Consider the following 26,234-nt stretch of genomic DNA (forward strand, 5'->3'; position numbering starts at 1 on the left):
TCCATGAAAATCATATGTCGAAAAACTGCTACAAAGCAAAGATGTTCCAGTCCTTCAGGTTGTATTTCTTAAGAATTTTTTCCAACTTTCCTGACGCGCGGTGAGTATCGAACCATTGATTCAGTATCAGCGGCAGCCCGCCGTACTCAGGATCTTTAGGATGCCCCACCAGAACAAGGGCATTATAACCAGCCAAAGACGTCGGTTGAATTTCAAAACTGAGCAGTTGGCGGCGCAACATATTGTAGCGAAGAACATTATAGTCCCCCAAAGCAAGATCCACGCGTCTTTCGGCGATCAATTTGGTCATGCGGTCGCCGATCTCGCCACCTGATATCTTTAGTGAACGGTTGAAATCAGATGGCGGCAGCTGCATGGGGTTTTCATGGGCCAGTTGAGCAAAGACGATGCGTTTGTCCGCTAAAGAATCAGAATCCACCAATTGCAGTTTTACTCCCGGAGTGAACAACGCCCCCGCAAGACTCATCCCCAGTTTGGGGCCCACGATACGCACATCCGGAGTATAACGAACCTTGGAAATAGGACTGATCACAAAGTGAACCTGCTGGTTCTGCAAAGCCGACAACAGTTTCTCACTGGGCAGCTTGACGATCTCGAATTTAAGATTGTTTGCTTTGGCGGCGCTTTCAAGAATGTCGTACAGATACCCCGACCACCCCGCGGGCCCCATTTCACATAAATAAGGACACGACGGTGTCAGCCCCACTTTGATAACGGCCCCGCGTTTGAGTTTGCCTGGCTTGGCCTCTTTGATATGAAGATCACGTAAGGACTGGAAGCGAACTTTTTCAGTCGGACGCCCCATCCAGCCCGGATAGTTTTTCAGGGTTTCCAAAGTGACCGGGAATGTGGGAATGAATTTCACCGGCTCAACTTTACCGTTTTGGAAAAATTGAATCATCGTGCGCGCAGTTTCGCGCCCCAGCTCACCACAGAACTGAGCTGAATCAATCACCGTCATTTTTTTGTTCTTGATGTTTTCAATAGAGGCAGGATCCCCGTCGACCGTGGCATGAATCAGTTTCTTGCGCCCGTCATCCCACAAAGTTTTGACGATGATCAATCCCCCACCGTCATTATTGGTGAAGATCACATCCACACTGCCCCGCTTGAATTTTTTCATGTATTCCTGAGCGGCCTTCAACCCGCCCACAGGCTCTACCGCTTCGAAGTGCCCCAGCACCGTGAACTTGCGGTCCCGACTGCGAAGAGCATCAAAGAAACCGTCCATGCGTTCTACGGTTGCAGACACCCGGAAGTATTCAAAGGGCACGATTCTTAAAACTTTATCCGGAGGAAACTGACTGTCGATATAAAGACCGTTGTCCCAGCCCGCCTGATAATTGTCGCTGCTGATGTACGATGTCATCTTCGCATTAATGATGTATTGGTCATAGACAAAGACCGGAATATTTTTACTGTTGGCATCCTGCACACCGCGGCTAAGGATGGTGATATCTGCGGGCTGAATGACGATAGCATCGGGAGCCGACTTCACCGCCAGATCCAGCTGTTCGATTTGCTTAAGCAGCCCCTCGCGACCTTCGCCGGCCACGTAGGGTGTCAATTTAATTTTGTTTTCTTCATTAGCCTTATTGTACGCAGTGACTTCTTCTTCAAATCCTTCGCGCATGGCCACTTGGCCCGGAATCTTCATGCTCCAATAGAGAACTGCCACGTTGTATGTGCGGGCCTGACTGACCCCGGCAGTCAGAATAAGAAATACGAAAAAGGAAAGAGCTAGTTTGTTCACAGATTGATTCTATAAATGCAGAATCAAATCCACCAGCTCTCACCTCTGGGACGTCTTGATGATTTCGCAAACTTAATCGGGAACACTGCTGATACTCAGTGTGTTTTCATCAAAACATGAATAAACTCACATCGTATAGAAGAACTCTTCTTTGATGATTTTGCCGTCCTTCACCGTGTACAGGGCGACTTCTTCCATTTGAATGCGCTTGTTGGACTTTTTTTCCGTGGCGTCCATTTTATAGTGAACGGCAAAACGATCTCCGAAGGGGAAAGGACCTTCCACTTCGATGCCATGCATTTCCATTTGTTCGTCAAAGTCCTTGTTCTTTCTGCGAATCGCCTCCAGGCCGCGCATTTTTGCAGGCATGCCTGGCATATCCATCGCCTCATGACTTTCAATATCGGGCGAATAGAGCTCATCGATGGCCTGCATGTTGTCGCCCTTCTTACAAAGCTCAACCAACTTCTTTCCAACATTCATTGTTGCGTTTGTTTCCATAGTTCCTCCTACGTAATTAGTGCGATCTATGATCCTCCTGCTCCCAAACTAAACAAATATGTATCTAAACATCGTTCCTTTTTCCTAGCCCATGGAACATTTCACTTGCCAACTGTATCAGTCATCGACACTCTTTATGTCTAGCAACACTGATCGCCGCTATCGGCGCAGCTTTGATTGACCTGTTTTTTGAACGTTGACTTGTATAGGGTGAATTAAAGAATGAACACGAAGCCTAAAAAGAATCGATCCATCTGCAAAAAAGAAGGCGATGAAAAGACAAACGGGATGACTACATCCGTGACACCGGTACTGACTGGTTCCGTCGCGGCTGTGTTCAAATAGTGGTCAATCTGCTTTTCCATCATTGATGTTTCCAGCGTAGAATCAGGCAATTACCCACGTCTTGTCTAGGGACTGGGGACTGTCTAATTTATTGCTCCCGTAGTCCCGCTATATTCCCCGAAGCACTCGGCACACCCTTGCAATAGGACTTTCCTGGGGAGAGGGGGATGCATGCGTAAACGCTATATCGTGCTGATCGTCGCAGCTTTCATTGTGGCAATAATACTGACTCGTCCAAAATGGAATGTGGAATCTGACTTAAGAGGTTCTGCTTCAGGCAGCTCCCCTGCCATCGAACATGCGCCTTTGCGCGAGGGCGATGAAAAGGCCAACGGCTTTGACACTTCCATGGAGGCCCATGAAAGTGTCCCACATTTAGACGTGGAATATGACTCTAAAAAATGGTCTTCGTGGCTTAAAGCCTCCGAAGACTTCGAGTTATAATGGAGACTCGTCAGTAATTGCTCTTGTTTAAGTAATCACGAGCACTAATCGGCGTTCGCGAATCAAGAAAGCTTCATGTTAGCCCGATCTCATCAACATGAAGCCATCAACTATATGCCTATTGTTCGTTACTGTCTTCGCGGGCTCAAAGTCCTGGGGTGCTCCGGATTCTTTCACTTATCAGGGACGCATCCTGAAGGTGGATGGAACTGCTTTGGAATACAACAATGTCAGCTTTGCCTTTTCAATCACAAATCAGTCCGGCAACTGCACATTCTATCAGGAACAACGCAATGGCATTAACATGCAGGGCTCTGGCGGTGTCTTCGACGTGCCGATTGGAACAGGAACCCGCAGCTTCCCGACGGGGCCCACCGCAAGCATTCAGGATACTTTCAAAAACTCAGTGGCTCTACCCTGCTTGGCCGGGGGCACGTACACTCCAGCTGAAAATGAAACACGCATTTTAAAAGTCCAATTCCATGACGGGTCCGGTTGGAAAGCCATCACTCCACCTTCCGAAATCCGCTCTGTGCCTTTTGCTTCTTTTTCTTATTCATCAGCCCGCCTTGGCGACAGTCTGCCGACTGACTTTGTTTTAAAAGACAACCTGGCATCTTGCACCGTGGGGCAGTATTTGACTTACAATGGGACGAGCTTTGCGTGTCAAAATGATGCCGGCGGTGCTGGCACCATCAGTGACATCAATGTGTCGGCTCCCCTAGTTAAGGGTGGCACGGCTTCCATCCCGGCCTTGAGCATCACGGTGGGCACCGGTGCTGGCAGTGTCGCTGCCGGAAATGATGCGCGCTTTGGCGATGCCACAAAAATCCAAAGCGTGGCGGTGGACGCGACAGCGCCAACAGCCAATCAAGTCCTTAAATACAATGGCACCAGTTCCTGGGTGCCAAGTTCATTGGCCATCACGGATGTTGCGGGCCTTTCAACCCAGCTCACAAACAAAGTCGATACAACCATGTTCCCGACCAGTTGTACCGCGGGACAATCCCTGGTGTTCGTCACCCCGGCCAACAAGTTTGATTGCTATAATATCCAGATCACAGAAAGCCAGATCACCGGCACTATCGCAGGCGCCAAGATCAATGGCAACATCACCGGAAATGCGGCGGGCTTCACCGGCGCGATGGTCGGTGATGTCAGCGGCACTCAAGGTGCCACCGTGGTGGATAAAATCAAAGGTGTCGAAGTCGATGCAACTGCGCCAACGGCGGGCGAGGTCCTGAAATTCGTTGGTGGCAAATGGACTCCTGCCGCAGACACCAGCAACTCTGGCACTATCACCAACGTCATCGCTGGCACCGGCCTGACCGGTGGTGGCACCTCGGGTGCTGTCACCCTGAATGTCGATGGATCTGCTGTGACCAATCTCAATCCTGCAAATCTTTCGGCTGCGGTTCCTGTCAACAAAGGTGGAACGGGCCAAACCACGGCAACCGCGGGATTCAACGCCTTAAGTCCTTTAACCACCAAGGGTGATATCATTGCCCGGGATGCCACAGGCTCCACCCGCTTGGGTGTCGGCAGCAATGGACAGATTCTGGCAGCAGACAACGCCGAAGCTACAGGATTAAAATGGATCACTCCCAATGCGGGCACGGTGACGACTGTTTCGGCTTCAGCCCCACTGGCTGTTGCAACTGCGTCTACAACTCCGGCGATTTCGATCACTAACGGAACTGTAAATGGTCAGACCTTGCGCTGGAATGCCGGGGCTTGGACCGCGAACAAACTTGTTTATACTGACTTACTGAATGTGAACTCGCTCAGCCCATGGCCTTCCAGCAGTTGTACGGCGGGCCAGGCGGTAGTGTGGATTTCCGGATCTGATTCGTTTGCTTGTTCCAGCATCACGATTTCGGGCAGCAACTTTGCCGCGCAGTCTGCCAATACTTTCCTGGCGGGCCCGACAACCGGCTCAGCAACTCCGACATTCAGAACGATCGCTTCTTCGGATCTTCCGATCACAGGTGCCACAGGTCTTTACTCCAATGGTGGCAACAATTTTGGTGTGGCCGCGTCCATCGGCACCAACGACAATCAAAGTCTGACATTAAAAGCCAACAACACAGCAGCAATGACCCTCCTTCCCGACGGTAACGTCGGTATCGGCGCAACAAATCCCGGGGTGAAGCTTGAAGTGGCATCAACCAGCCCGACAGGTTTTGATGTCAGAACCACCGGCAGCACCAACAACTCGATTTCAACAGGTCCGATTCGTATTTTTGCCACCGCCAGTGGCGGCACTGCTGATACTGGGTTCGGAGCTGTTCAGCAGTTCCACTTAACCAACGATGCGGGAGTTTCAACATTAGCCGCTGATGCCGGCGCTGTCTGGAGTTCCGCGACCGCAGGTAACGAGCGCGGAGCTTATATCATTCGCACGGGAATTGGCGGCACACTTACCGAAAAAATGAGAATCGATTATAGCGGTGCGATCGGTATCGGGACCACAAATCCGAAAGCCACTATGGACATCAACGGCTCGATTCGTATCGCCGCAGGTTCCTGTGATGCCGCAAGTGCAGGTACAATCCAATATCACTCCGCCACAGGCAAGGCTCAGGTTTGCGTCGGAGGCAGTTGGGTTTCTGTGGGAAGCGGACTTCCGGTTCCGGCAAATTCACAAATGGTTTTCCAATCTTGCCCTACTGGTTGGACAGAGCAAATCGGAGCAGGCCCCACTGGTCCCACTATTCAGGCCCCCGCAGGCAGTGGCAGCGCAAAGCTTTGTCAAAGCCCGACGACACCGGCTTTGATTCCCGCCAATTCAATTATTCCAATGATGGCCTGCCCTGCTTCGTGGACGAGTTTGGGGTTTGTTACAGGCGGAGGCATAGCGCTGGGCGGCCTGACCGTCACAATGGTCGCCTGCCAGGCACCAGCCTATGACGTGGGCTTCCCCGAAGGCGTGGCCTTTGTTTCAGGATCTGGCTCCTGCCCTGGAAACTGGAAACCGCTTGGAAATGTGTCACCAGGTTCGCAATGTAATGGCGCAACTTGCGTCGTATGCGAAAGCAGTAGTGACGCTCCGTCCATCCCACGCTTGGTTTATGGTGGATCCGCAGGGCCTACCGTGGGCGGGACCAATGTCTTTATCCGCGGAGGAACTGGCGGTAGCACCAGTGGAGCCGGCGGAAATATTCTGATGTACGGCGGAGTTCCTACAGACGGCAATGGCGGAACCATTTCAATTTCGGCCACCAATGGTGCCAGCCCAGCAACAGCGAGAACTGGCGGTAACGTTGCGGTTTCATCGGGATCGGGAGCTCAAGGTGGAAATGCGGGTTCGATCAGCATGACTGCGGGCAACGCCACTGGCGCAGGAGTAGCTGGTCCGATTCTGCTTCAAACTGGAAATAACGCCGGCACTTACGCCCACATCGGTATGCAGGCCGCCGGTGGTAGCGTCGGCATTGGAACCACCACTCCAGACAGCAAACTTGTCGTGGATTTGGGTAGCTCACCTCGAGACGGAGAACACTCTGTACTTAAAATGAAAGTCGTCGGAGACTTCAGCGCCATCGGTGGTGGCAATGGATCATCCCAAGCACAGATCGGCTTTGTGGGGGCTGAAGACATTGGGGGCCTCGGAACCGGGGCCGCGATGTACTTCAAACATTCAACTGCCGCAGATTTAAGCGCAATCGGCGCCCCGTCAGGTGGACACTTCATCTTCAAAGGAACAACATCGCCAAAAGATATTGTCTTCAGAGATGGAAATGTCGGCCTCGGGATCACGAATCCGGGATATACTCTGCACGTAGTTGGCACAGCAGGTCTATCCACGGGCACGGCATGGACGAATGCTTCAGATGTTCGTCTTAAAGACATTCATGGCGACTATGAATATGGCCTGAATGAAGTTCTAAAGCTGCACACGGTTCGTTACAGCTATAAAAAAGACAATCCACTGGGTCTGGGTTCTGACTTTGAAAAAACGGGCTTCATCGCCCAGGAAGTAAAAAAGGTCATTCCAGATGCCGTGAAACAGCGTAAAGACGGCTATCTTGAGCTGAACGTCGACCCGATTCATTGGGCGGTGGTGAATGCGATCAAGGATCTGTACCGTCTGTGGTTTGATGACACTCTAAAAACAAAGACCCTGCTGGAAAAACAGAGCCGAGAGCTGGCTTCGGTGAAAGCTGAAAATGCCGACTTAAAAAAACGTTTGGAACGTATTGAAAGCCGGCTTGAAAAACTGGGGCACTAGAACTATTTCGGCACGACATTGGTGAGGCTCTCGGCCTCACCTTGCGTGATCAGAATGTCATCTTCCAGACGAACCCCGCCAAAGGATTTCCACTTTTCGGCCTCGGACCACTGGATGTGGTCCTTGTATTTTTCGCGGATCTCTTTGTCTTCGATAAACGCGCGGGCGAAATAACAACCTGGTTCCACCGTGATCAGATAGTTTTCCTTTAACTCCAGATCCACACGCAGACGAGCGCCATAATAGCGTTGTGGATTTACGTTTTCCGGATTGCCAGTGTCACGCACTTTCAAACCCACCAAGTGCCCCACGCCGTGCGGATAAAACACGGAAATCGCGCCCGATTCCAAAGCCGCATCCACGGAGCTTTTCCAGATCCCCCACTGCTGCAAACCTTCCGCGATCACACGCGCAGATTTCATATGCACATCACGCCACTGGATGCCCGTACGGCACATGGCCACCGAAGCCTTGTAAGCTTCGTGAACCAGATCATAGACGTCTTTTTGCTGCTCTGTGAATTTGCCATCCACCGCGTACACGCGGGTGATATCAACGCAATAATCTTCAACGTCAGCGCCCGCATCGACCAGAACCAATTCGCCTGCCTCGACTTTCTTTTTGCTGGGAACTGCATGCAGGATCGCCGCATTTTCACCACTACCAACGATCGACCCATAAGGCATCTTGTCAGCACCTGCCATCAATACGGCGTTTTCATAATGCAGCTGCAGTTCGCGTTCGGTGATTCCCGGTCTTAGGGCATTTTGCAAAGCCTGATAGCCCTTATTGGCCATCACAGCAATCTGGCGAATCAGCTGAACTTCCTGAGCATCCTTGCAGCGGCGGACCTGATCCAGTTTGATGGAAAGTTCAAAGGTCTCAGCTGTAAAAGTTTTTTCAGAAGTTTGGCCCAAATGAAACACGCGCTTGTAAGCCCCGCCCTGCAGTTTCTTTTGCAGATCCACCAGTGTGTGTTCGCATTCAAAATTTCCTTCCGCACCCTCCCAGACGATGTCCACGGGGCTGAGCGGACGTTGATGCTCAATCCATCCCTCTGAAACAGAATAAGCCATGACACCTTCGTCACGACGATGTCCGGTCAGCCAGAAATAGGAAGGATGAGGCAGGAAATCATAAGTCTGATCCAAACCGCCTGGCTTCTGTACCGCTTCACCACTGTGAACCAGAACCAGATCCTGCGGGCCCAGCAGGCTTTTCCACGCTTCAGCCACTTTACCCTGACGGGTTTTATATACATTTTCAGCAAACAACATAGCGACCACCTATAAAACAAAGGCAGCCCGGGGGCTGCCTTCATCGTTTGAATTTTCAATTTCTTAGTGACTGGATGCCAGCTCAACAACCCGGTTGAACACCAGCGCCCCTGGCTTGGAATCCTTGCTGTCCAGGCAGAAGTAACCCACACGTTCAAACTGGTAGCGGTTTTCAAGTTTTGCATCCTGCAAACCTTTTTCCAGTTTCGCGTTCTTGATCACTTTCAAAGAGTTTGCATTCAGGTTCACTTTAAAGTCCTGACCATCTGGCACATTTTCCGGATCTGCCACTTTGAACAGACGCTCGTACACACGCACTTCCGCATCCACACAATCCGTTGCAGAAACCCAGTGAACGATACCTTTCACTTTGCGACCATCCGCTGTCGGCTTGCCACCCAAAGTTACTGGATCGTACTCACAACGCAGTTCAACCACTTTGCCGGAGTTATCTTTGATGACTTCCTTGCATTTGATCACATAAGCATTACGCAGACGAACTTCCTTGCCCGGAGACAAACGGAAGTAATCATCCGGCGGATTTTCCATGAAGTCCGCCGCATCAATGTACACTTCTTTGGTGAACGGCAAAGAGCGGTTCCCCAGTTCCGTGTTTTTCGGATGCACAGAAGTTTCAATCAGCTCTTTGTGACCCTCCGGCAGATTTTCGATCACAACTTTGATCGGATCCAAAACCGCCATCGCACGATGAGCTGTTTCATCCAGGTGCTCACGCACACAGCTTTCCAGAATGTCGTATTCGATGATGCTTTCAGATTTCGCCACACCGATGCGTTTTGCAAAACGACGGATGGATTCCGGAGTGTAACCACGACGGCGAACACCGGAAATAGTCGGCATGCGCGGATCATCCCAGCCAGAAACCAGTTTTTCTCTGACCAATTGCAAAAGTTTGCGCTTGCTCATCACCAGATAGGTCATGTTCATGCGCGCGAACTCATACTGATGAGGCTCTGCAGGAACCGGCACGTTCTGAACACACCAGTCATAGAACGGACGATGATCCTGGAATTCCAAAGTACAGATGGAATGAGTGATGTGCTCCATCGCATCAGACAATGGATGAGCATAGTCGTACATCGGATAGATGCACCACTTGTCACCCGTGCGGTGGTGATGCGCCTTACGGATACGGTACAACAACGGGTCACGCATGTTCATATTCGGAGACTGCATGTCGATTTTCGCACGCAGAATGTGCTGACCTTCCTCGAATTCACCGGCACGCATGCGACGGAACAAATCCAGGTTTTCTTCGACAGAACGACTGCGATGAGGAGAATCCTTGCCCGGAGTTGTGAAATCGCCACGGTTCTTGCGCACTTCTTCTTCACTCTGGGAATCAACATACGCCTTACCGTCTTTGATCAGCTGCTCAGCCCACTGATAAATCTGTTCAAAGTAATCAGACGCGTAGTAAAGATGAACACCCCAGTCATAGCCCAGCCACTTGACGTCTTCCTGGATGGATTCAACGTATTCGGTTTCTTCAGTTTCTGGATTGGTGTCGTCAAAACGCAGATGACAGCGACCCTGATATTCCTGAGCCAGACCAAAATTCAAACAGATCGACTTGGCGTGACCCAAGTGCAGGTATCCGTTCGGTTCTGGCGGGAAGCGTGTAACCACTTCGCCTTTGACTTTGCCAGTCTCAAGGTCTTTTTCGATGATTTGCTTCAGGAAATTGGGTGCGTCTACAGGTGTTTTATTGGGCTTGCTCATAGTGTACCAGTACACTCCTCGCCCTGATTTCTGTCAAGTCTGGGAGGGTCTTAACTGGCTCTGAAAAAGCCCGAAAGACCCCCTGCTGCTATGCGCAAGTTAGCGCTTCTTTTGTCCCATGGATTTCGCGTATCCGGACTTACCTTTGGCATCTTTAAAACGAGTTGTGGAACCAACCCGCGGTTTGCCCAAATGATCGGTCTTTTTCTCTAATGACGGAGGCTTATTGCCTTCCAAAGCCGCAATCAGACGACCATCACGTTCCGTGACCAGATTCACCACCAACCCCGGACGACCAGCCCGTGCAGTACGACCGGCCCGGTGCAGATAGTTTTCCATCTCTTTCGGCAGATGATAGTTGATCACACGGGCGACATTGGACACATCCAAACCCCGCCCCGCCAGATCGGTGGCCACAAGCAGACTGACCTGACCGTCACGGAACTTCTTCAGATTTGTGCGACGCTCATTTTTGTCCATTTCCCCGCGATAGACCACGCAAGCATGACCCTTGTCCGTCAATTCCTTGGCGATCTTGTCACATTGTTCACGGGTGTTGGCAAAAACGATGGTGCCCCCGTCCACTTTCTGCGCCAGAACTTTTTCAAACAACGGCCAGCGTTTGCCGTCTTCCACTGTCAGATTTTTGGTTTTCAAAGTGGACACCACTTTACCGCTGTTCTTGCTGCGAATGACTTCGGCTTTCGCGAACAAATCATTCATCAGCTTTTCCACAGTTTTTGAAACTGTCGCGGAAAACAGCGCCAGATTCACGTCCTCGGGGCAGCAGTCCACAATACGATTGGTGTCAGGCAGGAATCCCTGATCCAGCATTTGATCGGCTTCATCAAAAACCAGGAAACGCACATCCCGCAAACTGATCAGATCCTTGTTCAGCATCTGCACCAAACGACCCGGCGTTGCCAGCAGAACTTCAAAAGCTCCGGAGGTGTTGCGACGGGCCTGTTCCAGACTCATACCACCCAAGGCCGGACGAACACGCAGTCGTGTATCATGGGTCATGGATTTAAACACTTTTGCTACCTGCTCGCCCAATTCGCGGGAAGGCACCATGACCACAGCACGAGGTGCGTTTTCCTCTTTCACCGGGTCGCCGGCGTCTTCCAAAGATTTTAGATAATTCAAAATCGGCAACACGTACGCCAAAGTTTTACCACTGCCCGTTTCAGAAACTCCGACCACCGCCTGATGACTCATGATCAACGGAATGGCCTGCTTTTGAATGTCCGTGGGTTTGGAAATTTTCAGGGTCTTTAGGGTTTTCAAAAGAGAAGGTAGCAGCTCAAAATCAGCAAAGGTATTCATGGGAACTCCGGGATAAATCGACGGCCCAATATAGCTTAATTCCCCCGAAAAGGACACCAGAATGGCGGAACTCACCCTGCCGGGCCTTCGGCAGCCACCGACTCTCCGGCAAGCGGGCCTGCCGAAATTCCGGCAAAGACCGGCTCAGCTCGAAATAAATGCCCCTAGGGCTCCGCTTTCCCTCGGCACGGCTGATGCTTTTACATTCAGGCATAACAATCAAACTGGAGTGAACAATGAAAAAATCCACCCTTCTGACCCTGATGATCCTGATGTCCAACACCGCGGCAATGGCGAATGTTCTTCACGTCACCACCGGCAAGGACTCGGTCCCGGGATCTTTGCGATCCGTGATTTCTGAAGCCCAATCCGGCGACACCATCGAAATCGATGAAAATGTGACGCTGCTGACTTTGGATGACGACGAAATCGTTATTCATAAAAGTCTGAGCCTGCAAGGGACGAACAAAGTGTCCCGCCCCGTTGTGGATGCTCAAAACAAAAGCCGCATCTTCATGATCCACGGATCCAACTTGAACGTGAATATTTCAAATATCAACTTCACTCACGGATTTTCCACCAAAGCCACCCTGACAGACTACCCTGCTGGCGGAGCCATCAATATTCTAAGTGAGGGTTCCAGAATCGGCATCACCAATGCAGACTTCTATGAAAATAAATCCTCGACTCACGGTGGAGCTATTGAAGCCACAGGACCTGCAGCTCCTCGCTATAGCGTGCTGACTCTGAATCATGTCACCTTCCACAACAACACTGCCGCTGGTTCTGGCACGGCCCTATTCCAGTGGGGCACCTCTGTAAAAGCCACTGATACCGTATTCGAACACAATAGCGGTGACGGCGCTGCTATTTGGAGCGCCACTGGATGCCTGGATCTGAATCGTGTTTCAGTCAATGACAACGAGGGTGTACTTCAGGGAAGTATTCACTCTTCATCATTCATGAAACTGGTCGACGTGCAGGTGGACCGCAATCGTTCTGAAGAAAATCACGGCGCTGTCGTGGGTGGATTCATCCTGAAACTGCAGAACAGCCAGCTTCAAGGCCTAACATCACCCTTTTCATTGACCAGCAACGGAAACAACCTCATCGGCGAATTCACACCCAGCCAGAACCGCCCCCTGTCTTCTGTGGTTTTTCACACTACTGACAAAGTGGGGAACACTGAAGACACTTCCAGCCTTAATATCAACGTGCCTCGCCTGCCCACCTACGGTCCATGTGTATGGGAGATGATGAAATAAACGCACTGCTGCCGGACTTCACAGCTAACAAATTGTTATTTACCCTAGGATTTTAGTTTCAACCAAGGAGCACTCTATGAAATTCAATTTTAAACCGGGTCCGCGCAACAGCATCACGGACATTGACTCGATCCGTGTCGGTCAGGCCGAAGATTCCAAAGTCTGGACCGGGGTCTCTGTGATGCTGCTGGACAATGGCGCCGTCGCCGGAGTGGATGTTCGCGGGGGTGCTCCTGGCACTCGCGACACCGATGCTTTGAGTCCCAGCTGCCTGGTCGATCGCATCGATGCGATCGTCTTAAGTGGTGGCTCGGTGTTTGGACTGGGGGCCTCGTCCGCGGTGACGGACATTCTGGCTTCACGGGGAATTGGTTTTCCGATTGGTCCTGCGCGCGCACCGATTGTTCCCAGCGCGGTTTTGTTTGACCTTCTGAATGGTGGCGATAAAAACTGGGGTGACAAATCCCCTTACTGGGAACTGGGGCGCACGGCCTTGAACAATGCCTCTTTGGATTTCAAACTGGGAAATGCCGGAGCCGGTTTTGGCGCCAAGGCAGGCCCCTTGAAAGGCGGACTGGGCACGGCGTCCTCAATTTCTGGAGACGGCTTGCAGATCGGCGCTTTAGTTGCGGTCAACTGCGTGGGCAGTCCGATCATGCCCGGGCAATCCGCTTTCTGGGCATGGCCATTTGAACAAAACAATGAAATGGGTGGACAACCGATCCCGACTTCCGCGATTGATTTCAATTCTGCCCAGGAAGCCTGGACAGGATCACCTCTGGACAGCTTGATCCCTAGAGCCGGAGAAAACACCACCATCGGCGTTGTTGCGACGAACGCCCGCCTGACAAAAGCCGAAGCTCAGCGCATTGCGATCATGGCCCAGGATGGCTATGCAAGATCCATTCGCCCGGTGCACACGCCGTTTGATGGCGACACGGTGTTTGCCGTGGCTACAGGAGCCTGGGGGCAGGATATCGAAAACCGTGCAGATCTCGTGAATCGTATTGGTTTAGTCGCAGCCGACGTTCTGGCTCGCGCGGTGGCACGCGGGGTCTATGAGGCCTCGGCCCTGGGCGCCCTGCCCGCCTATAAGGAAGTTCACGGAAAATATTTGAAGAAGAAATAAAAAAAAGGCCCGTCACGACGACGGGCCTTTTTCATTCTGCAATCTAGCGATAGATACGGAACAAAGTACCGCTTTCAGAAAGAATGACGAGATATTTCATCATGATCTCTGAAGGATAGTTGGCAGCATCGTTGTATTTTGCCTGATACTCTACGATCAGCTCATAACGCTGATCGCTGGTCATGGTTTTCACCTCACGCACCAGCGCCTGCTCTGCCACGGCATAAGCCGAAGCGCTCATGTCCTGATGAGTTCCTTTCAGGAAATTATCCGGCTTGCTGGTTGTAACCAGTTTATAGTACTTGTGGCCTTCGGCATCCGCGTTACGGAAGCTCAGGCTTTTTGCCGCCAGCTCTTTGCGGTACTGAGTTGGAATCAGCTTGCCGACACCAAGAACAAACACCTCATACAGTCTTCTTGCGCGGCTGTCAGGTTTGTTGCCTTCCAGACGCTTCTGGAAGTCCGTTGCAATTCGGATCAGGCCGTCACTGCCAATGTTGTAGCAGGACTGATCGCTTTGCAAAGCCAGCAGGAATGAATTGAATGTTTCCATCGCCATGTTCTTGTAAGCCACATCAGCAGGACTTTCTGCACGGGCTGTATTGTGGCGTTCCGCGAAGAAGTTCAGCAGTGTCACGGTGTACTCAGTGGAAGCAAACGCTGTTTTGTCCGCTTTCAGAACCGAGATGAATTCGCTCACATAACGGTTGAACTCTTTCGTGGCGTATTTTTCCTGGATGGAGCCTGGCGCACTGACTTCCGCACGACCGGCCCAGACCTGCACCACTTCCAGATGCTCTTTCAAAGTCGCATCAATGTTCTTTTTGCAGGCCACTTCGTCAACACGCAGATTCAATTTTGGAATCTCGCTGTTGGAAACAGCATTGATATCCAGACCCGCTTTGCCGCCCATGGCTTCGGCCTGCACCTCGATAACAGAGATCGGTGCCGGATTGTTCAAAAGCTCTGATGCCAGCGGCTGATCCGTGCTGGCAATAATAACATTGTTATACGCCTTCACCGGGATGCGATCCCCTTTGTCGGTCACCAAAGTCACCGCAATGATTTTTACTTTTCCGGCGCTTGGCTTCGCCTTCAAACTTGTCAGCGGCAGAGCTTTTACCAGATCAAGTCTGTATAAACTGCCACCCGTCTGACGGGTTACATCCCCAATGCGGCCTATGCCTTCAAACGGAGGTTTGTTCTGAGTTTCATTAAACAGATCCGCACCGCTGGTGTATGCCGGGAACTGGACTTCCGCATGCGCAACGGCCGCAAACTGCAGCGCCAGAACCGAAGCAACTATTCGTTGTGACCAATAACGTTCCATTGAGATTCCTTTCTCTCGTGGTTTTGAATTATGACTTTAGCCCGAATTGAGATTCTGAATCGAGGAACGCGAAATCACGACTAATAAAAAAGACAGCTGCTTAAATGCATGTGACGCAAACACACTTCACGGCGAGTGACAGTGTGTTGCGAGTTGGAAATTAAAAGACACATTAATGCTTGGCGGATCCGCCTTCGAGATACTTCTGAAGCTTGTCAAAAGATTGGGACCAGCCCTGAATGCAGTCGGCCTGCAGCTCGTTGGGGACACCTTCCTGAGAAAGTTTAAATCCGCTGCGTTCATCACCCTCGGAATAAAATTCGAAAGTAATATAACCTTTCTCAGGCCACTGTCCGGGCATGTTGGCTTCTTTGGCGGAAATCGGCTGACCTTTTTCATTGGCAAATTGATCAGTCATGACGATGCGTTCGTTTTTTACGACCTCTTCAATCTGCCCGGCCATTCCGCTGCCGCCCTGTTCGTACCCTTTCATGTTGATAAAGTATTTTCCCCCATTGCGGAATTCCCAATCAACATGATCCGTGTAAATACCATCCGGCCACCACCATTCTTTCAACGCCTGGGGGCTGCTAAACGCAGCAAACAGTTTTTCCAGGGACACATTATATTGGCGATCAATCACCAGCAGTTTCGAGTGCGCGGTTGAACCTTTGTGTTTGGCAGATTGTTGGCTGCCGCCTTTGGAAAGTTCCATGCTGACTCCTTCGTTAAAGTGATCTTCACGAATCAGTCTATAGAAGTGAAAGGCGGAATTAAGAAGTTTTACGCATCTTGTGTTAAAAGTAGGGCCTTATTCACAAGGTCCAGTGTATTTTTCATCGATAATATGTTGGGAATAGTTGTCGCGGAACCACGTTTGAATCTGAACGGCTTCACTTTCAAGCTGATCACCATCTCCGCCGGCGTCCTTACCCAGATCTTTCACTTGAACAAAGTGAGTCAGTTCATGCACCAAGGAATCCACCGGCGTACGAGGGGCACTGTAGTATTTCATATTGGTCATCAGATAAACAGTATTCATTGGGGCATCAAAGACGTTCAGGAACACATCCGGCCGAAAGCCCCACCATTTATCCATCGCATCCTGAAACTCGATCAGCGGCGTCTGACTTTCAATGCGCAAGCGTGGAGAAGGCGCCACATCAGTGACTCCCATTTTCTTTCGCACAATTTTTAACAAGCATTCTTTTTCAGACTGCAGGTTGTCGGCATTCCAGTGGATGACGGTTCCCTGCTCAGAAGACTCTTGCGCCTGTACTGCTCCGGTGAGTGCCACTAGGAAACAAAATGCCACAACTGATTTCATAGCCACCTCTTCTGCTGTTTTAAGCAAGGTTGCAGCCAACGAAAGTGCGGCATATTCGAATATAGAACGGTTTGAATGATTGATCCGGGTGAAACGACATTCTGCGCCCGCCCTTGAGCAACACCTGGACAATCCCGGGCTGTCTCAGGCTGAGATCACAGATTCACAGTCCCGCCCACTCCAGTGCCTTCTGTGCCTCGGTGAAAGTGCGCATATAAACAATCCTGCCCTCGCGGACAATGAAACCATCCATGACCTTTCCATCGACCCAGTCTTCCCGGTTTTTCAGACGCACATGAACGGTCACTGATACCAAAACCTTGTCCCCGGCAACCCTCACCTGCTCCGGCTCACACGTCCCTTCAGCCCACGTGTTACGGGCTTCGGTGAAGTGCTTCATCATGGCGTCAATGCCGCTATAGGTTCCAGACATGGGAAAACCCTCGGGTTCAATTCGCTGAACCTCGGAATCAAAGTAAGGACGAAGTGCGGGGATGTCGTCGCGATTAAGTGCCGCATAGACTTCACGGACAATTTCTTCATTCGTCATTTTTTCTTTTCCTTCTTGTTTTTGGGGAAAAGCGACAGGTATTTGCCATAACCTTTGGCTTGCATCTCTTCCAGGGGAATAAACTTTAAAGCAGCAGAATTGATGCAATAGCGTTTGCCGCCTTTGTCTTTGGGGCCGTCGTCAAACAAATGCCCCAGGTGCGAATCGGCTTTCTTGGAACGCAGTTCGGTGCGCTCCACTGACATTTCATAATCGGGCTTGGTCACCAGCGAACTGTCATCGATAGGTTTGGTGAAGCTGGGCCAGCCGGTGCCGGAATCGTATTTGTCGGTTGAACTGAACAGGGGCTCGCCGCTGACGATATCGACATAGATGCCTTCTCTTTTGTTGTTCCAATAGGCATTGTCAAAAGGCTTTTCGGTGGCGGACTGCTGTGTGCATTGGTACTGCATCGGTGTCAGGGATTTCTTAAGTTCGGCATCGGAAGGTTTGGTGTATTCCTTGTCCTTGGCAAAGGACACGCTGACCAGAAGAAGCATCAAAACCGACATCAAATATTTCATACGGAACCTCCCCGAACCCTAACTGAAAACATAATGATCCCGCCATTTCCCTGTTCCATCAAGTCCTGCGTTAACGCGGCGTAGTTTCACAATGCCATTTCTGGCAACATTTGGTTGCGGTCATTTGCCATTTGCTTCTCAATCCCACGGATTCTGCTGGCACATATTGACTTCAATTCGCCAAACCTTTAGTCCCTGCGCATGATTAAATATTTTATCACTCTGTCTATCGTGTTTTCCGCTGTTCCAGCCGTGTCATGCCCACAACTTTCTGGCAATTTTGACTGCACCGCCGAAACCGGTCCGGTGAACTCTTTCACCATTTCAACGACCACAGAAAAAGGCCAGGTTGTCTATTACATTAACGGGACGAAACTGATCGCCAACGGGATTCCTGAAACCCGCCGCCGAGGCGACGCGTTCCCGACAACTTACACCACCAGCTGCGAAGGACAGACCCTGCGTGCGCGCATTCAGACTCAAGTTTCATCTTCGATCTGTCCTTCATTGCCACTGTCCATTGATTCCATCTCGCTGTTCACCCCGGTGGGCAATCAAATCGAAATGGATGATATCACAATCGCTCTTTGCCCCGACAAAGCTCCAATGAACGTTCGTCATAAATTTATCTGCACTAAAAAATAGGGACTAAAAAATGAACTGCCAAAAACACAACATCTGGATCGCAGCCGTTGCCCTGTCTTTGTTCGCTTCTGCCGCGAACGCCGCCACTTATATGATGTCTTTCAAAGAATCCAAAGCAGCCCAGGAATTCAAAGCTCTGATTAAAAATCAAAAGTCTTTGAACATTCATCTGGAAGAAGAACTGCCAGAAGTTAAAATTCTGATCGTTGATGCCACAAGCCACAATCAGCTTTCAAATCTTGTGAAGGCCCAAGATATCAACTTCATTGAAAAACAGACGACCTTTGCCCCGCCTCGCGTGCAGATCGTGCCGACGCCTTCTTCAGGCTTTGTGCGCATGACTGCTATGAACGCCTTGTTGCCGGCATCCCAAGGCTTGAAAATGATTCAAGCACCGCAAGTGTGGCCTATGACCCGCGGAGCCGGGGCTCGCGTCATGATCATTGATTCCGGTATCGACCAAAAGCACCCGGCATTCGCAGGCCGTATCGAAAAAGTCAAAAACTTCACTGATGATGCCAACGGAGATGTTCTGGACGTAACAGACTATGACGGACACGGCACGCACGTGGCTGGCATTGTTGCCGCACGAGCATCGGTGGAAGCCGTGGGTGTGGCTCCAGAAGCAAAAATCCTGGTGGCCAAAGTCTGCGGAAAAAAAGGCTGTAAAACTGATTCCGTTGCCAGAGCCTTGAACTGGGCCCTGAATGAAAAAGTCGATGTCGTGAACATGTCCCTTGGCGGCGGTGGCAGTGTCACTGAAAGTTTCATGATCAAACAACTGGATGGCGCACAGATGCCTGTGGTTGCGGCGATGGGAAATCACGGTCAGGAAGTCACTCCAATGCCTGCGGGCTACCCTGGGGTGACAGGCGTTGGTGCGGTTGATTTCACCGGCCAGCGTGCGGCGTTTTCTAATTGGTCCCATGCATTGGACGTCATGGCGCCGGGCGTAGGCATCCGTTCCGCGGTTCCTCTGGGGATGGGTCGCAATGCCTTTGCTGGTTTTGAATCCGCAGGCGGCACATTCAAAAATCTGCCTTCTGTGACCTTTATCGGCGTGCCAACGGCATCCCTGCACGAATCTGCCGTTTATGCAGAATTCGGCAGCATTGATGAATTGGCGAAAGTAAATGCCACTGGGAAAATTCTTGTCGTGAAACGTGGCAATCTGCCGCTGCTTGAAAAAATCAAAAATGCAAAGTCTGCGGGCGCGGCAGCTTTGATCATTTGCAATAATGAGTCAGCCCTGGCCAGTGGTTCCTTGACGGAAGACCCTAACGACATTCAAGTTCCGGTCATCATGGTTGAAAAAACCGCCGGTGAAGATTTGATCACACAACTTGCAAACAACCCGGATCTGACTGTGCAGTTTGAAGTTCAGGCGGCAGACTATGCCGAATTCAGCGGCACATCCATGGCATCCCCATATGTGGCGGGCGTTGTGGCTTTGATGAGATCCGTGGTCCCAGGCATCACTTCCTGGAAAATTCGCCAGATCATGGAAGGCACAGCGACTCCAATTAAAACAGAGATCCCGAATCAGACCGGTAAAGGTCTGATTAATGCCAAGGCTTCTGTTGATGGCGCCTATGCCGTACGCAACAAGTACAGAAAACCTAAGTAACCCTCATTAAGATTCGTAGCCAAAGTCAGTTTTGTGTTTTGGCTGCGCTTTTCCCTTTCCAGTCTTTTCTAACAGGTTCATACTAGAGCGCATTCCCCTAAGGTGGCGCTCGTCATGAACACAAATTCTTTCAAATCCTGGCTTCCCACTGTCAGCATCAGTCTGGCCAGTTTCATCTTCGTCACCAGCGAGTTTATTCCCGTCGGTTTGCTTCCAGAAATTTCCGCAGGTCTTGGTAAAAGCGAGGCCTTCACGGGCCTATTGATGACCATCTATGCCTGGATTGTTGCGACCATGTCACTGCCTATGACAGTCGTCAGTTCTCACTGGGATCGACGTCGCCTGATGTTGATTCTGCTGAGCACGTTTGTCGTCGCGAACCTGGCTTCGGGTCTTGCGGCAAGCTTCGGAATGCTGCTGATATGCCGGATCATCGTGGCCTTCGCCCATGCCGTCTTTTGGTCCATCGCGATTCCGTTGGCAATTCGCCTGGGGCCGGCAGGCGGCCGAGCCAAGGCCCTGTCGATCATTGCGATGGGAGCTTCGCTGGGAAATATCCTGGGGATCCCTTTTGGTACGTTCCTGGGGCAAAGCTTTGGCTGGCGCATGGCTTTTTCAGTGATCGCCCTGGTGGCTTTTGTCATTTACATTATTTTGTATCGCATGCTTCCGCCGCTGCCGAGTCAAAGCGTGACCACGTTCAGAAATGTACCGTCTTTGTTTAAACGAAAATCTTTGGTGCTGGTTTATCTGATGACCGCCCTGACCGTCACCGGCCACTTCACCGCCTTCACTTACATCAAACCCTTCCTGCTGGCCGTTGGTGGCATTTCAACAGATTTTGTCGTGGTTCTACTTTTAGTTTTTGGGGCTTCGGGAATTTTTGGCAGCATCCTGGGCAGCAAGATCATTTACAAACATCCCAAGCAGTCGCTGTGGATCGCGTTGGCGGTCGTGTTTGTCAGCCTGCTGCTGATGGCCTTGGCCGTGCATTCGCAGGTCTGGCTGATGGCGCTGGCCTTTATCTGGGGCACAGCTTTAACCATTCTGTGTCTGATCTTCCAGTCTTCCGTGCTGAAAGAGGCCCCTGACGTGCAGGATGTGGCGATGTCGCTGTATTCGGGGATTTTCAATATCGGCATTGGTGGCGGGGCTCTGCTGGGCAGCATTTCGTCCACCAACCATATTGGCTCTGTGGGCTATGTCGGTGCGATCTTTGTTCTGGTATCGCTACTGTTGTCTGCGAAATTTCAAATTACCGAACTTAAGCACACTGAAGGCGCTGTCGGACACTGATCGGCAGCTTTCCGTAAAAAAAGCCCCGATTGCCGGGGCCTGCGAGCTTGAGCTATTAAACGTAAGAACCCAGTTCTTTGCTCATGAAACGCTTGCGCATTTTGATTGTGCTTTTTGTCTCCAAAACGCCAAGTCTGCGCGAAATAAGCTCTTTGCTGGAAACTTTCTTCGTCAAAACTTCTGTGGAAGCAAACAGCTCCACACCGCTTTCAAGAGTTTCATAAAGCTCAAATACATCACAAGCCTTCAGGTACTCAGTGCGTACGGCCTGACCTTCGAAGTTTGTGTAAGTGTACTGGCTGTATTCTTTTGCGTCTTTTTCAGCGGCTTTCACTGCTGCATTCGGATTTGCCGCCTGGAACAATACAACGCGCTCTTCAAGCAGTTCCGCGAAGGCTTGTTTGCCTTTGGCGCTGGATTTACCCACAGCACGAGTTACATAAAGGGTCTTAACGGCGAACCATTTTTTATTTTTCATTGTCTCTTCCTATGGGTTATTTCATCTGTAATCAGTTGACCACAGCCCTACTATAATGACCAGAACAATTGGCAGTCAATACACTCTCACCTGACCTTCGTGTCCTCTTTAAGGAAGGTCCACATGCATTCATTTTCCTGGGCTCATAAAAAAGAAATGGCAAAAGTCGGTGCCGGCGAAATGACCGTGCATGAGATTTCATTCGCAAGCCCGTGCGTCTGCTATTCAGAAAAATAAAATTTCCCCCCGCTGGGGGACAACTCAAAAAAGAGCAGACCTCGTTTTTTAAAGATTTCCACGTTATCCACGGTAAAACCGCCAATTGTTACCAAGATGTATTTAAGGGTCGTTCATAGTATTCCGAAATATACATCATGATAACACTGGTACGTGTCTCACTCTGGAACGTCATGCTTTTGCTGACCACGCTCTGTTTAACGGGCTGCACGCTGGATCTGCAGCTCGTCCCTACCGGCATTGATGTATCTTCAGAATCCCCATCACCTTCAACACCACCCGCTCCAACAGGTCCGACACTGACCATCAGCGCACCATCTGTGCCCTATGGTTCTGTCGCCACAAGTTTTGTTTATACAGTCACCTATAACGACGCCACCACAGTCGATTTAAAAGACACCGACATCACACTGGGTGGGCCCGACACGGCTGGCTGCACCATCGCAGTGACGAATGGCACGACCATGACTCCGACCGTAACCATCAATGATTGCGCAGGAGACGGTCTTTTAAATATTTCCATCGCGGCTGACACAGCCGAAGACGCCGACGGCCTGCTGGCTCCGGCATATGGGCCTTCTGCAAACACCTCGATCCAAAACTCCTTTATCTTCACCGTCGACACCACGAAAGGCAATGGAACCGACACGTTTGAATTGCCCCTGACCGGCTGGGCTGGCCATGACTTCACCGTATATTGGGGTGACGGCGATTGGCAGGACATTGAATCCGCGACCTGGAATCCTGGCATGGGAGCCATCATTCACAGCTATCCAGGTCCTGATGTCTATGAAATCAAAATCAAAGGAGCCATGCCCTACTTCCGCTTTGGTGGCGGTGGCGACCGCTTGAAAATTCTGGATGTCAAACAATGGGGAACCAATCAGTGGGGCACTGCCCAGATGATGTTCGCCGGCTGCGAGAACCTGCAGGTTTCAGCAATCGATCGTCCTGACCTGAGCAACGTCACGGATATGAGAGGCATGTTCATGGGCGCGAAGGCTTTCAACAGCCCGGTGGATCATTGGATCACCTCCAATGTTCAGGACATGAGCAACATCTTTATGGGAGCCGAAGCCTTTAATCAGCCGGTCGGCGGCTGGGATACTGCAAATGCCACAACAATGGCCAGCATGTTCAGCGACGCCAAAGCGTTCAATCAGGACATCAGCGAATGGGATACTTTCAAAGTCACAGACATGAGCTTTATGTTCATGGGGGCCCTGGTCTTCGATCAACCGTTGGTCAGAAATGGAAACTACTGGAATACATCAAAAGTCACCGACATGTCTTCGATGTTCCAGAATGCAGACGCCTTTAACCATGACATTTCAAATTGGATCTTTGCAACACCGGGTCTGTTGTCGATGGAACAGATGTTCTTTAGCGCTGATTCGTTTGTTCAGGATATCAGTGGTTGGGTGCTGCCAAAGGGGGTCGACCCCACTCTGTTCGACCATCAATCCAATCCGGCATGGGATGCCAGCAAAAAGCCGACTTTCCCGTAGCTTAAACGCAGCTTTAATCCTGTACCGGGGTTAACGACCTGGCCAGCTCTAGGATCATACCAAATTGCTTTTGAACGTTGATATAAATGCCCTCATCGGTGCAGCGTTCAGTATCAGCCGTAGCGGGTTCCCCCGAGCTACGGGTGGTTTTCGAGGCAATCCCCACCACATAGGTCTGCCCTTTGATTCGGGCAAATGCAGGGCCACCAGAATCCCCCTGGCAAAAACCTTTGCCTTGGGTCTGCTGGACACGGAAACGGTTTTCATTTTTTGAGAAGGCTGACACCCTCAACTGAACCGACCGCAGGGTGTTAGCACCATCGCCCTTGATATCAGACCAGACGCCATTGGTGCGCCCATAACCGGCCGCAAGAACAGAGCGCAAGTCCCCCACCGAGTGATCCATCAGGGGCGTGATAATGATGTCCTGGGGCAGCTGTTTCTTTAACTTCAAAATCCCAAAATCAAAATCCTGATTTCCGGCTTTGTACTGTTCAGGCAAAACGAACGTTTCTTCTGCATAGGCCAGATGCTCTCCGGCTTTGGTTTTAAATTCGACCGTGCGTAAATACCCATCTGGAGTCATCAGACAATGGCCCGCCGTCAAAATCAGCTGTCTGCTCAGTGGAATTCCCGTGCATTGAAACACGTCATTGATTTCGACCTTCTGGCCGTTAATAATCTCAACACGGGTGTTGTAGTAGGTCCGCACGCTGACAACCATCTGCGACAGATCACTTTGAACCGGAACCGTCGCCCCACCGATAATCCCTTGCCCTTGTGCCGAATCCACGGCTGTCCCTTGAAGGCTTTCCGGGCTTTCCTGGCAGTTGATCAATAGAAGTGAAAGAAGCACTAACAGTCTTTTCATAAGGCTTTAAACACCCTTGCCAGTCTTATGCCTACGCCACAGAACCTTAGAAGAACTATAAGCCGCCTGGAGCTGACCCCGGCTGTCCAGCGACTGAGCGAGGCACCAGAAGTGTCACTGCCTGACAGCCTGATATGAAGATATTTCTCAAATAGTATCCAAATCACATTCAGTTTCTTTCCGGCGCTGGCAAAGTTCTTGTAGTACCCGTTGCCACGAGGTGACTGGAAATGGATACACAACCTGTTCGCTTATTTCTTGCGATCACATCCCTGATTTTGGCAGGCGGGCTTTCGACGGCGAAGGCTCAAAGTCCTCCCTATTTTTCAGCGGTGCCCACACAGGGTCCCGGTGCGATTGATTATCTAACCGCTGTCGACAGCCTTAGTGCGGCTTCCATCCGCGAAGCTCTGTTGTCTGTGTGGCAGCATGGACTGAATCCCTCGGTCTATTGGAGCAGCGATCTTGAGCAGTCCTTCCTGCGCGGAACTCTGGATGCTGACTTCGACCGACGTCAGATTCTGGCCGTCTATGTGAAGGCTCTGCGCGATGTTTATGCCGGCTCGGTCAATCCGACGGGCTTGGCTTCAGATATCAAAGTCAAAAAGAAGGACCTCCTGACGGCCGAACAAGTTCGCCTTGTCGTCCTGAGCAGCCAAAGCAACGCAAGACAGGCCCTTGATAAAATGGCCCCGCAGTTTTCCGTTTATCAGTCCCTAAAAATGGCAATGCAAAAGCTGTATCCATTAAAGGACACCGGATTGTGGGAAACAATCACCCCGGCCAAAAAGCCTTTGTCCCTGGGTAAAAAAGATCCGGTCATCATCAAGCTGAAGGAACGTCTGAGTCAGCTGGGCTATCGCATCGACAGCATGAATGACACTTTTGATCAGGACATGTTAATTGCGATCAACGACATTCAAATGAACCTTAAAATGAAACCGGATGGAGTGATTTCACCCGGCGGTCGCACCTGGAAGTTCTTCAGCGTGTCTTTGTTAGATCGACTCAGTCAGTTGCAGGCGGACATGGAACAACTGCGCTGGTTCCCACAGAATCTTGAAGACCGTCATATTTTCGTGAATACGGCATTTTCACACTTCATGATGACGGACAAAAAGAACAATGTCTCGATGAGCTTTAAAGCGATCAATGGCACCGCGGAACGAAAAACTCCGACACTGCGGGATCGTATCACATTTCTGGTGATGAACCCGACATGGACCATTCCGCCCACGGTATTCCTGAACGATAAGGTTGAAATCCTGAAGAAGCTCGACACAAAAGGCATTCGCAAGTATTTCACAGACAACAGATTTGAAGTGTACACCGCTGATTTCAGCAGAACCATTGACCCCACCAGCATTAACTGGAAGTCGATTAAGTCTTCGAGCGTGAATTTTTACATCAGACAGAAGCCGAGCTATAACAATGCATTGGGTGTTGTAAAGTTCATGATGACAAATCCCTATGCGATCTATCTGCACGACACGAACCAGCGCGATTTGTTCGGCGAAGCCCAGCGCCTGCGCAGCTCAGGATGCGTGCGTTTGGAAAAACCGCTGGATCTGGCCGAATACCTTCTTGCCGGAACGCAATGGTCCCGACCGCAGATTGAAAACTTCGTGGTTAAAGAAGGCCAATTGGTCGATCAGGAAACCCGTGTGGATCTGAAAGAACCCATGCCGGTTTATTTAGTACCTGTAACTTCCCAAATGAACTCGGATGGTGTTATCCGTTTTGTGGAAGACGTTTATGGACATAATCAGTTAATTTTATCTCAAGTAAAAGGATTAGGACGGTAAT

At 50.7% G+C, this 26,234-nt stretch carries 22 protein-coding genes; 10 read left to right on the forward strand and 12 right to left on the reverse strand.

Annotation, left to right across the window (positions count from 1 at the left end):
* Positions 1-28 precede the first annotated feature (28 nt).
* Both AC04MQ_RS11865 and AC04MQ_RS11870 read right to left on the reverse strand, forming a co-directional pair.
* On the reverse strand, positions 29-1,774 hold the full coding sequence (locus tag AC04MQ_RS11865) for a substrate-binding domain-containing protein (RefSeq protein WP_015090516.1): 1,746 nt from the start codon (positions 1,772-1,774) through the stop codon (positions 29-31).
* A 126-nt stretch (positions 1,775-1,900) separates the two neighbouring features.
* The gene (locus AC04MQ_RS11870; RefSeq protein WP_051026281.1) at positions 1,901-2,275 is read right to left on the reverse strand and encodes a nuclear transport factor 2 family protein; all 375 of its coding nucleotides are present in this window, start codon (positions 2,273-2,275) and stop codon (positions 1,901-1,903) included.
* A 222-nt stretch (positions 2,276-2,497) separates the two neighbouring features.
* Here AC04MQ_RS11870 and AC04MQ_RS11875 point away from each other — a divergent pair, with 222 nt between their 5' ends.
* The 3 genes from AC04MQ_RS11875 to AC04MQ_RS11885 all read left to right on the forward strand — a co-directional run bounded on the left by AC04MQ_RS11875 (position 2,498) and on the right by AC04MQ_RS11885 (position 7,295).
* Positions 2,498-2,620: a hypothetical protein gene (locus tag AC04MQ_RS11875; RefSeq protein ID WP_015090514.1), complete on the forward strand. Its 123-nt coding sequence runs from the start codon at positions 2,498-2,500 to the stop codon at positions 2,618-2,620.
* Positions 2,621-2,791: 171 nt separating this feature from the next.
* Positions 2,792-3,064 carry a hypothetical protein gene (locus tag AC04MQ_RS11880; protein WP_015090513.1) on the forward strand — a complete coding sequence of 91 codons (273 nt, stop codon included), beginning with the start codon at positions 2,792-2,794 and terminating at the stop codon, positions 3,062-3,064.
* A 97-nt stretch (positions 3,065-3,161) separates the two neighbouring features.
* Positions 3,162-7,295: a tail fiber domain-containing protein gene (locus AC04MQ_RS11885; RefSeq protein ID WP_475392151.1), complete on the forward strand. Its 4,134-nt coding sequence runs from the start codon at positions 3,162-3,164 to the stop codon at positions 7,293-7,295.
* Between the two features lie 2 nt (positions 7,296-7,297).
* On the opposite strand, the gene AC04MQ_RS11890 is transcribed toward AC04MQ_RS11885, so the two are convergent.
* The 3 genes from AC04MQ_RS11890 to AC04MQ_RS11900 all read right to left on the reverse strand — a co-directional run bounded on the left by AC04MQ_RS11890 (position 7,298) and on the right by AC04MQ_RS11900 (position 11,641).
* Positions 7,298-8,572, reverse strand: coding sequence for a M24 family metallopeptidase (locus AC04MQ_RS11890; protein ID WP_475392152.1), 1,275 nt, complete (start codon positions 8,570-8,572; stop codon positions 7,298-7,300).
* Positions 8,573-8,635: 63 nt separating this feature from the next.
* The gene (locus AC04MQ_RS11895) at positions 8,636-10,315 is read right to left on the reverse strand and encodes a glutamine--tRNA ligase/YqeY domain fusion protein (protein WP_475392153.1); all 1,680 of its coding nucleotides are present in this window, start codon (positions 10,313-10,315) and stop codon (positions 8,636-8,638) included.
* Positions 10,316-10,414: 99 nt separating this feature from the next.
* Complete coding sequence (locus tag AC04MQ_RS11900) at positions 10,415-11,641, reverse strand: DEAD/DEAH box helicase (protein WP_015090509.1); 1,227 nt, start codon at positions 11,639-11,641, stop codon at positions 10,415-10,417.
* Positions 11,642-11,877: 236 nt separating this feature from the next.
* On the opposite strand from AC04MQ_RS11900, the gene AC04MQ_RS11905 reads away from it, so the two are divergent.
* Both AC04MQ_RS11905 and AC04MQ_RS11910 read left to right on the forward strand, forming a co-directional pair.
* On the forward strand, positions 11,878-12,906 hold the full coding sequence (locus AC04MQ_RS11905) for a hypothetical protein (protein ID WP_475392154.1): 1,029 nt from the start codon (positions 11,878-11,880) through the stop codon (positions 12,904-12,906).
* 76 nt (positions 12,907-12,982) lie between these two features.
* The gene (locus tag AC04MQ_RS11910; RefSeq protein WP_475392155.1) at positions 12,983-14,035 is read left to right on the forward strand and encodes a P1 family peptidase; all 1,053 of its coding nucleotides are present in this window, start codon (positions 12,983-12,985) and stop codon (positions 14,033-14,035) included.
* Positions 14,036-14,078: 43 nt separating this feature from the next.
* On the opposite strand, the gene AC04MQ_RS11915 is transcribed toward AC04MQ_RS11910, so the two are convergent.
* From AC04MQ_RS11915 to msrB, 5 genes are all read right to left on the reverse strand, one after another.
* A complete protein-coding gene (locus AC04MQ_RS11915; protein ID WP_475392156.1) occupies positions 14,079-15,365 on the reverse strand; it encodes a beta-sandwich domain-containing protein in 1,287 nt (428 codons plus the stop codon).
* A 172-nt stretch (positions 15,366-15,537) separates the two neighbouring features.
* Positions 15,538-16,080 carry an SRPBCC family protein gene (locus tag AC04MQ_RS11920; RefSeq protein ID WP_475392157.1) on the reverse strand — a complete coding sequence of 181 codons (543 nt, stop codon included), beginning with the start codon at positions 16,078-16,080 and terminating at the stop codon, positions 15,538-15,540.
* 96 nt (positions 16,081-16,176) lie between these two features.
* The gene (locus tag AC04MQ_RS11925) at positions 16,177-16,692 is read right to left on the reverse strand and encodes a hypothetical protein (protein WP_475392158.1); all 516 of its coding nucleotides are present in this window, start codon (positions 16,690-16,692) and stop codon (positions 16,177-16,179) included.
* Between the two features lie 163 nt (positions 16,693-16,855).
* Positions 16,856-17,242 carry a nuclear transport factor 2 family protein gene (locus AC04MQ_RS11930; protein WP_475392159.1) on the reverse strand — a complete coding sequence of 129 codons (387 nt, stop codon included), beginning with the start codon at positions 17,240-17,242 and terminating at the stop codon, positions 16,856-16,858.
* A complete protein-coding gene (gene msrB / locus AC04MQ_RS11935) occupies positions 17,239-17,766 on the reverse strand; it encodes a peptide-methionine (R)-S-oxide reductase MsrB (RefSeq protein WP_475392160.1) in 528 nt (175 codons plus the stop codon). The genes AC04MQ_RS11930 and msrB overlap by 4 nt, the downstream gene beginning before the upstream one ends.
* 201 nt (positions 17,767-17,967) lie before the next feature.
* Here msrB and AC04MQ_RS11940 point away from each other — a divergent pair, with 201 nt between their 5' ends.
* The 3 genes from AC04MQ_RS11940 to AC04MQ_RS11950 all read left to right on the forward strand — a co-directional run bounded on the left by AC04MQ_RS11940 (position 17,968) and on the right by AC04MQ_RS11950 (position 21,334).
* Positions 17,968-18,411: a hypothetical protein gene (locus tag AC04MQ_RS11940; RefSeq protein WP_475392161.1), complete on the forward strand. Its 444-nt coding sequence runs from the start codon at positions 17,968-17,970 to the stop codon at positions 18,409-18,411.
* 10 nt (positions 18,412-18,421) lie between these two features.
* Complete coding sequence (locus AC04MQ_RS11945; protein ID WP_475392162.1) at positions 18,422-20,038, forward strand: S8 family serine peptidase; 1,617 nt, start codon at positions 18,422-18,424, stop codon at positions 20,036-20,038.
* Positions 20,039-20,152: 114 nt separating this feature from the next.
* Positions 20,153-21,334 (forward strand): sugar transporter, encoded by a 1,182-nt coding sequence (locus AC04MQ_RS11950; RefSeq protein ID WP_475392163.1) that lies wholly within the window; start codon positions 20,153-20,155, stop codon positions 21,332-21,334.
* Positions 21,335-21,389: 55 nt separating this feature from the next.
* Here AC04MQ_RS11950 and AC04MQ_RS11955 read toward each other — a convergent pair whose 3' ends face one another.
* The gene (locus AC04MQ_RS11955) at positions 21,390-21,812 is read right to left on the reverse strand and encodes a DUF4288 domain-containing protein (RefSeq protein WP_015090498.1); all 423 of its coding nucleotides are present in this window, start codon (positions 21,810-21,812) and stop codon (positions 21,390-21,392) included.
* Positions 21,813-22,186: 374 nt separating this feature from the next.
* On the opposite strand from AC04MQ_RS11955, the gene AC04MQ_RS11960 reads away from it, so the two are divergent.
* Positions 22,187-23,557 carry a BspA family leucine-rich repeat surface protein gene (locus AC04MQ_RS11960; protein ID WP_475392164.1) on the forward strand — a complete coding sequence of 457 codons (1,371 nt, stop codon included), beginning with the start codon at positions 22,187-22,189 and terminating at the stop codon, positions 23,555-23,557.
* Positions 23,558-23,570: 13 nt separating this feature from the next.
* Here the strand turns inward: AC04MQ_RS11960 and AC04MQ_RS11965 are convergent, their stop codons facing one another.
* Entirely contained in the window at positions 23,571-24,428 is an 858-nt protein-coding gene (locus AC04MQ_RS11965) for a trypsin-like serine protease (protein WP_041577298.1), read from the reverse strand.
* Between the two features lie 230 nt (positions 24,429-24,658).
* Between AC04MQ_RS11965 and AC04MQ_RS11970 the strand changes: the two genes are divergently transcribed.
* Complete coding sequence (locus AC04MQ_RS11970; RefSeq protein ID WP_235046290.1) at positions 24,659-26,233, forward strand: L,D-transpeptidase family protein; 1,575 nt, start codon at positions 24,659-24,661, stop codon at positions 26,231-26,233.
* Position 26,234 lies beyond the last annotated feature (1 nt).

It is taken from the genome of Bdellovibrio sp. MYbb2 (genome assembly GCF_056175685.1).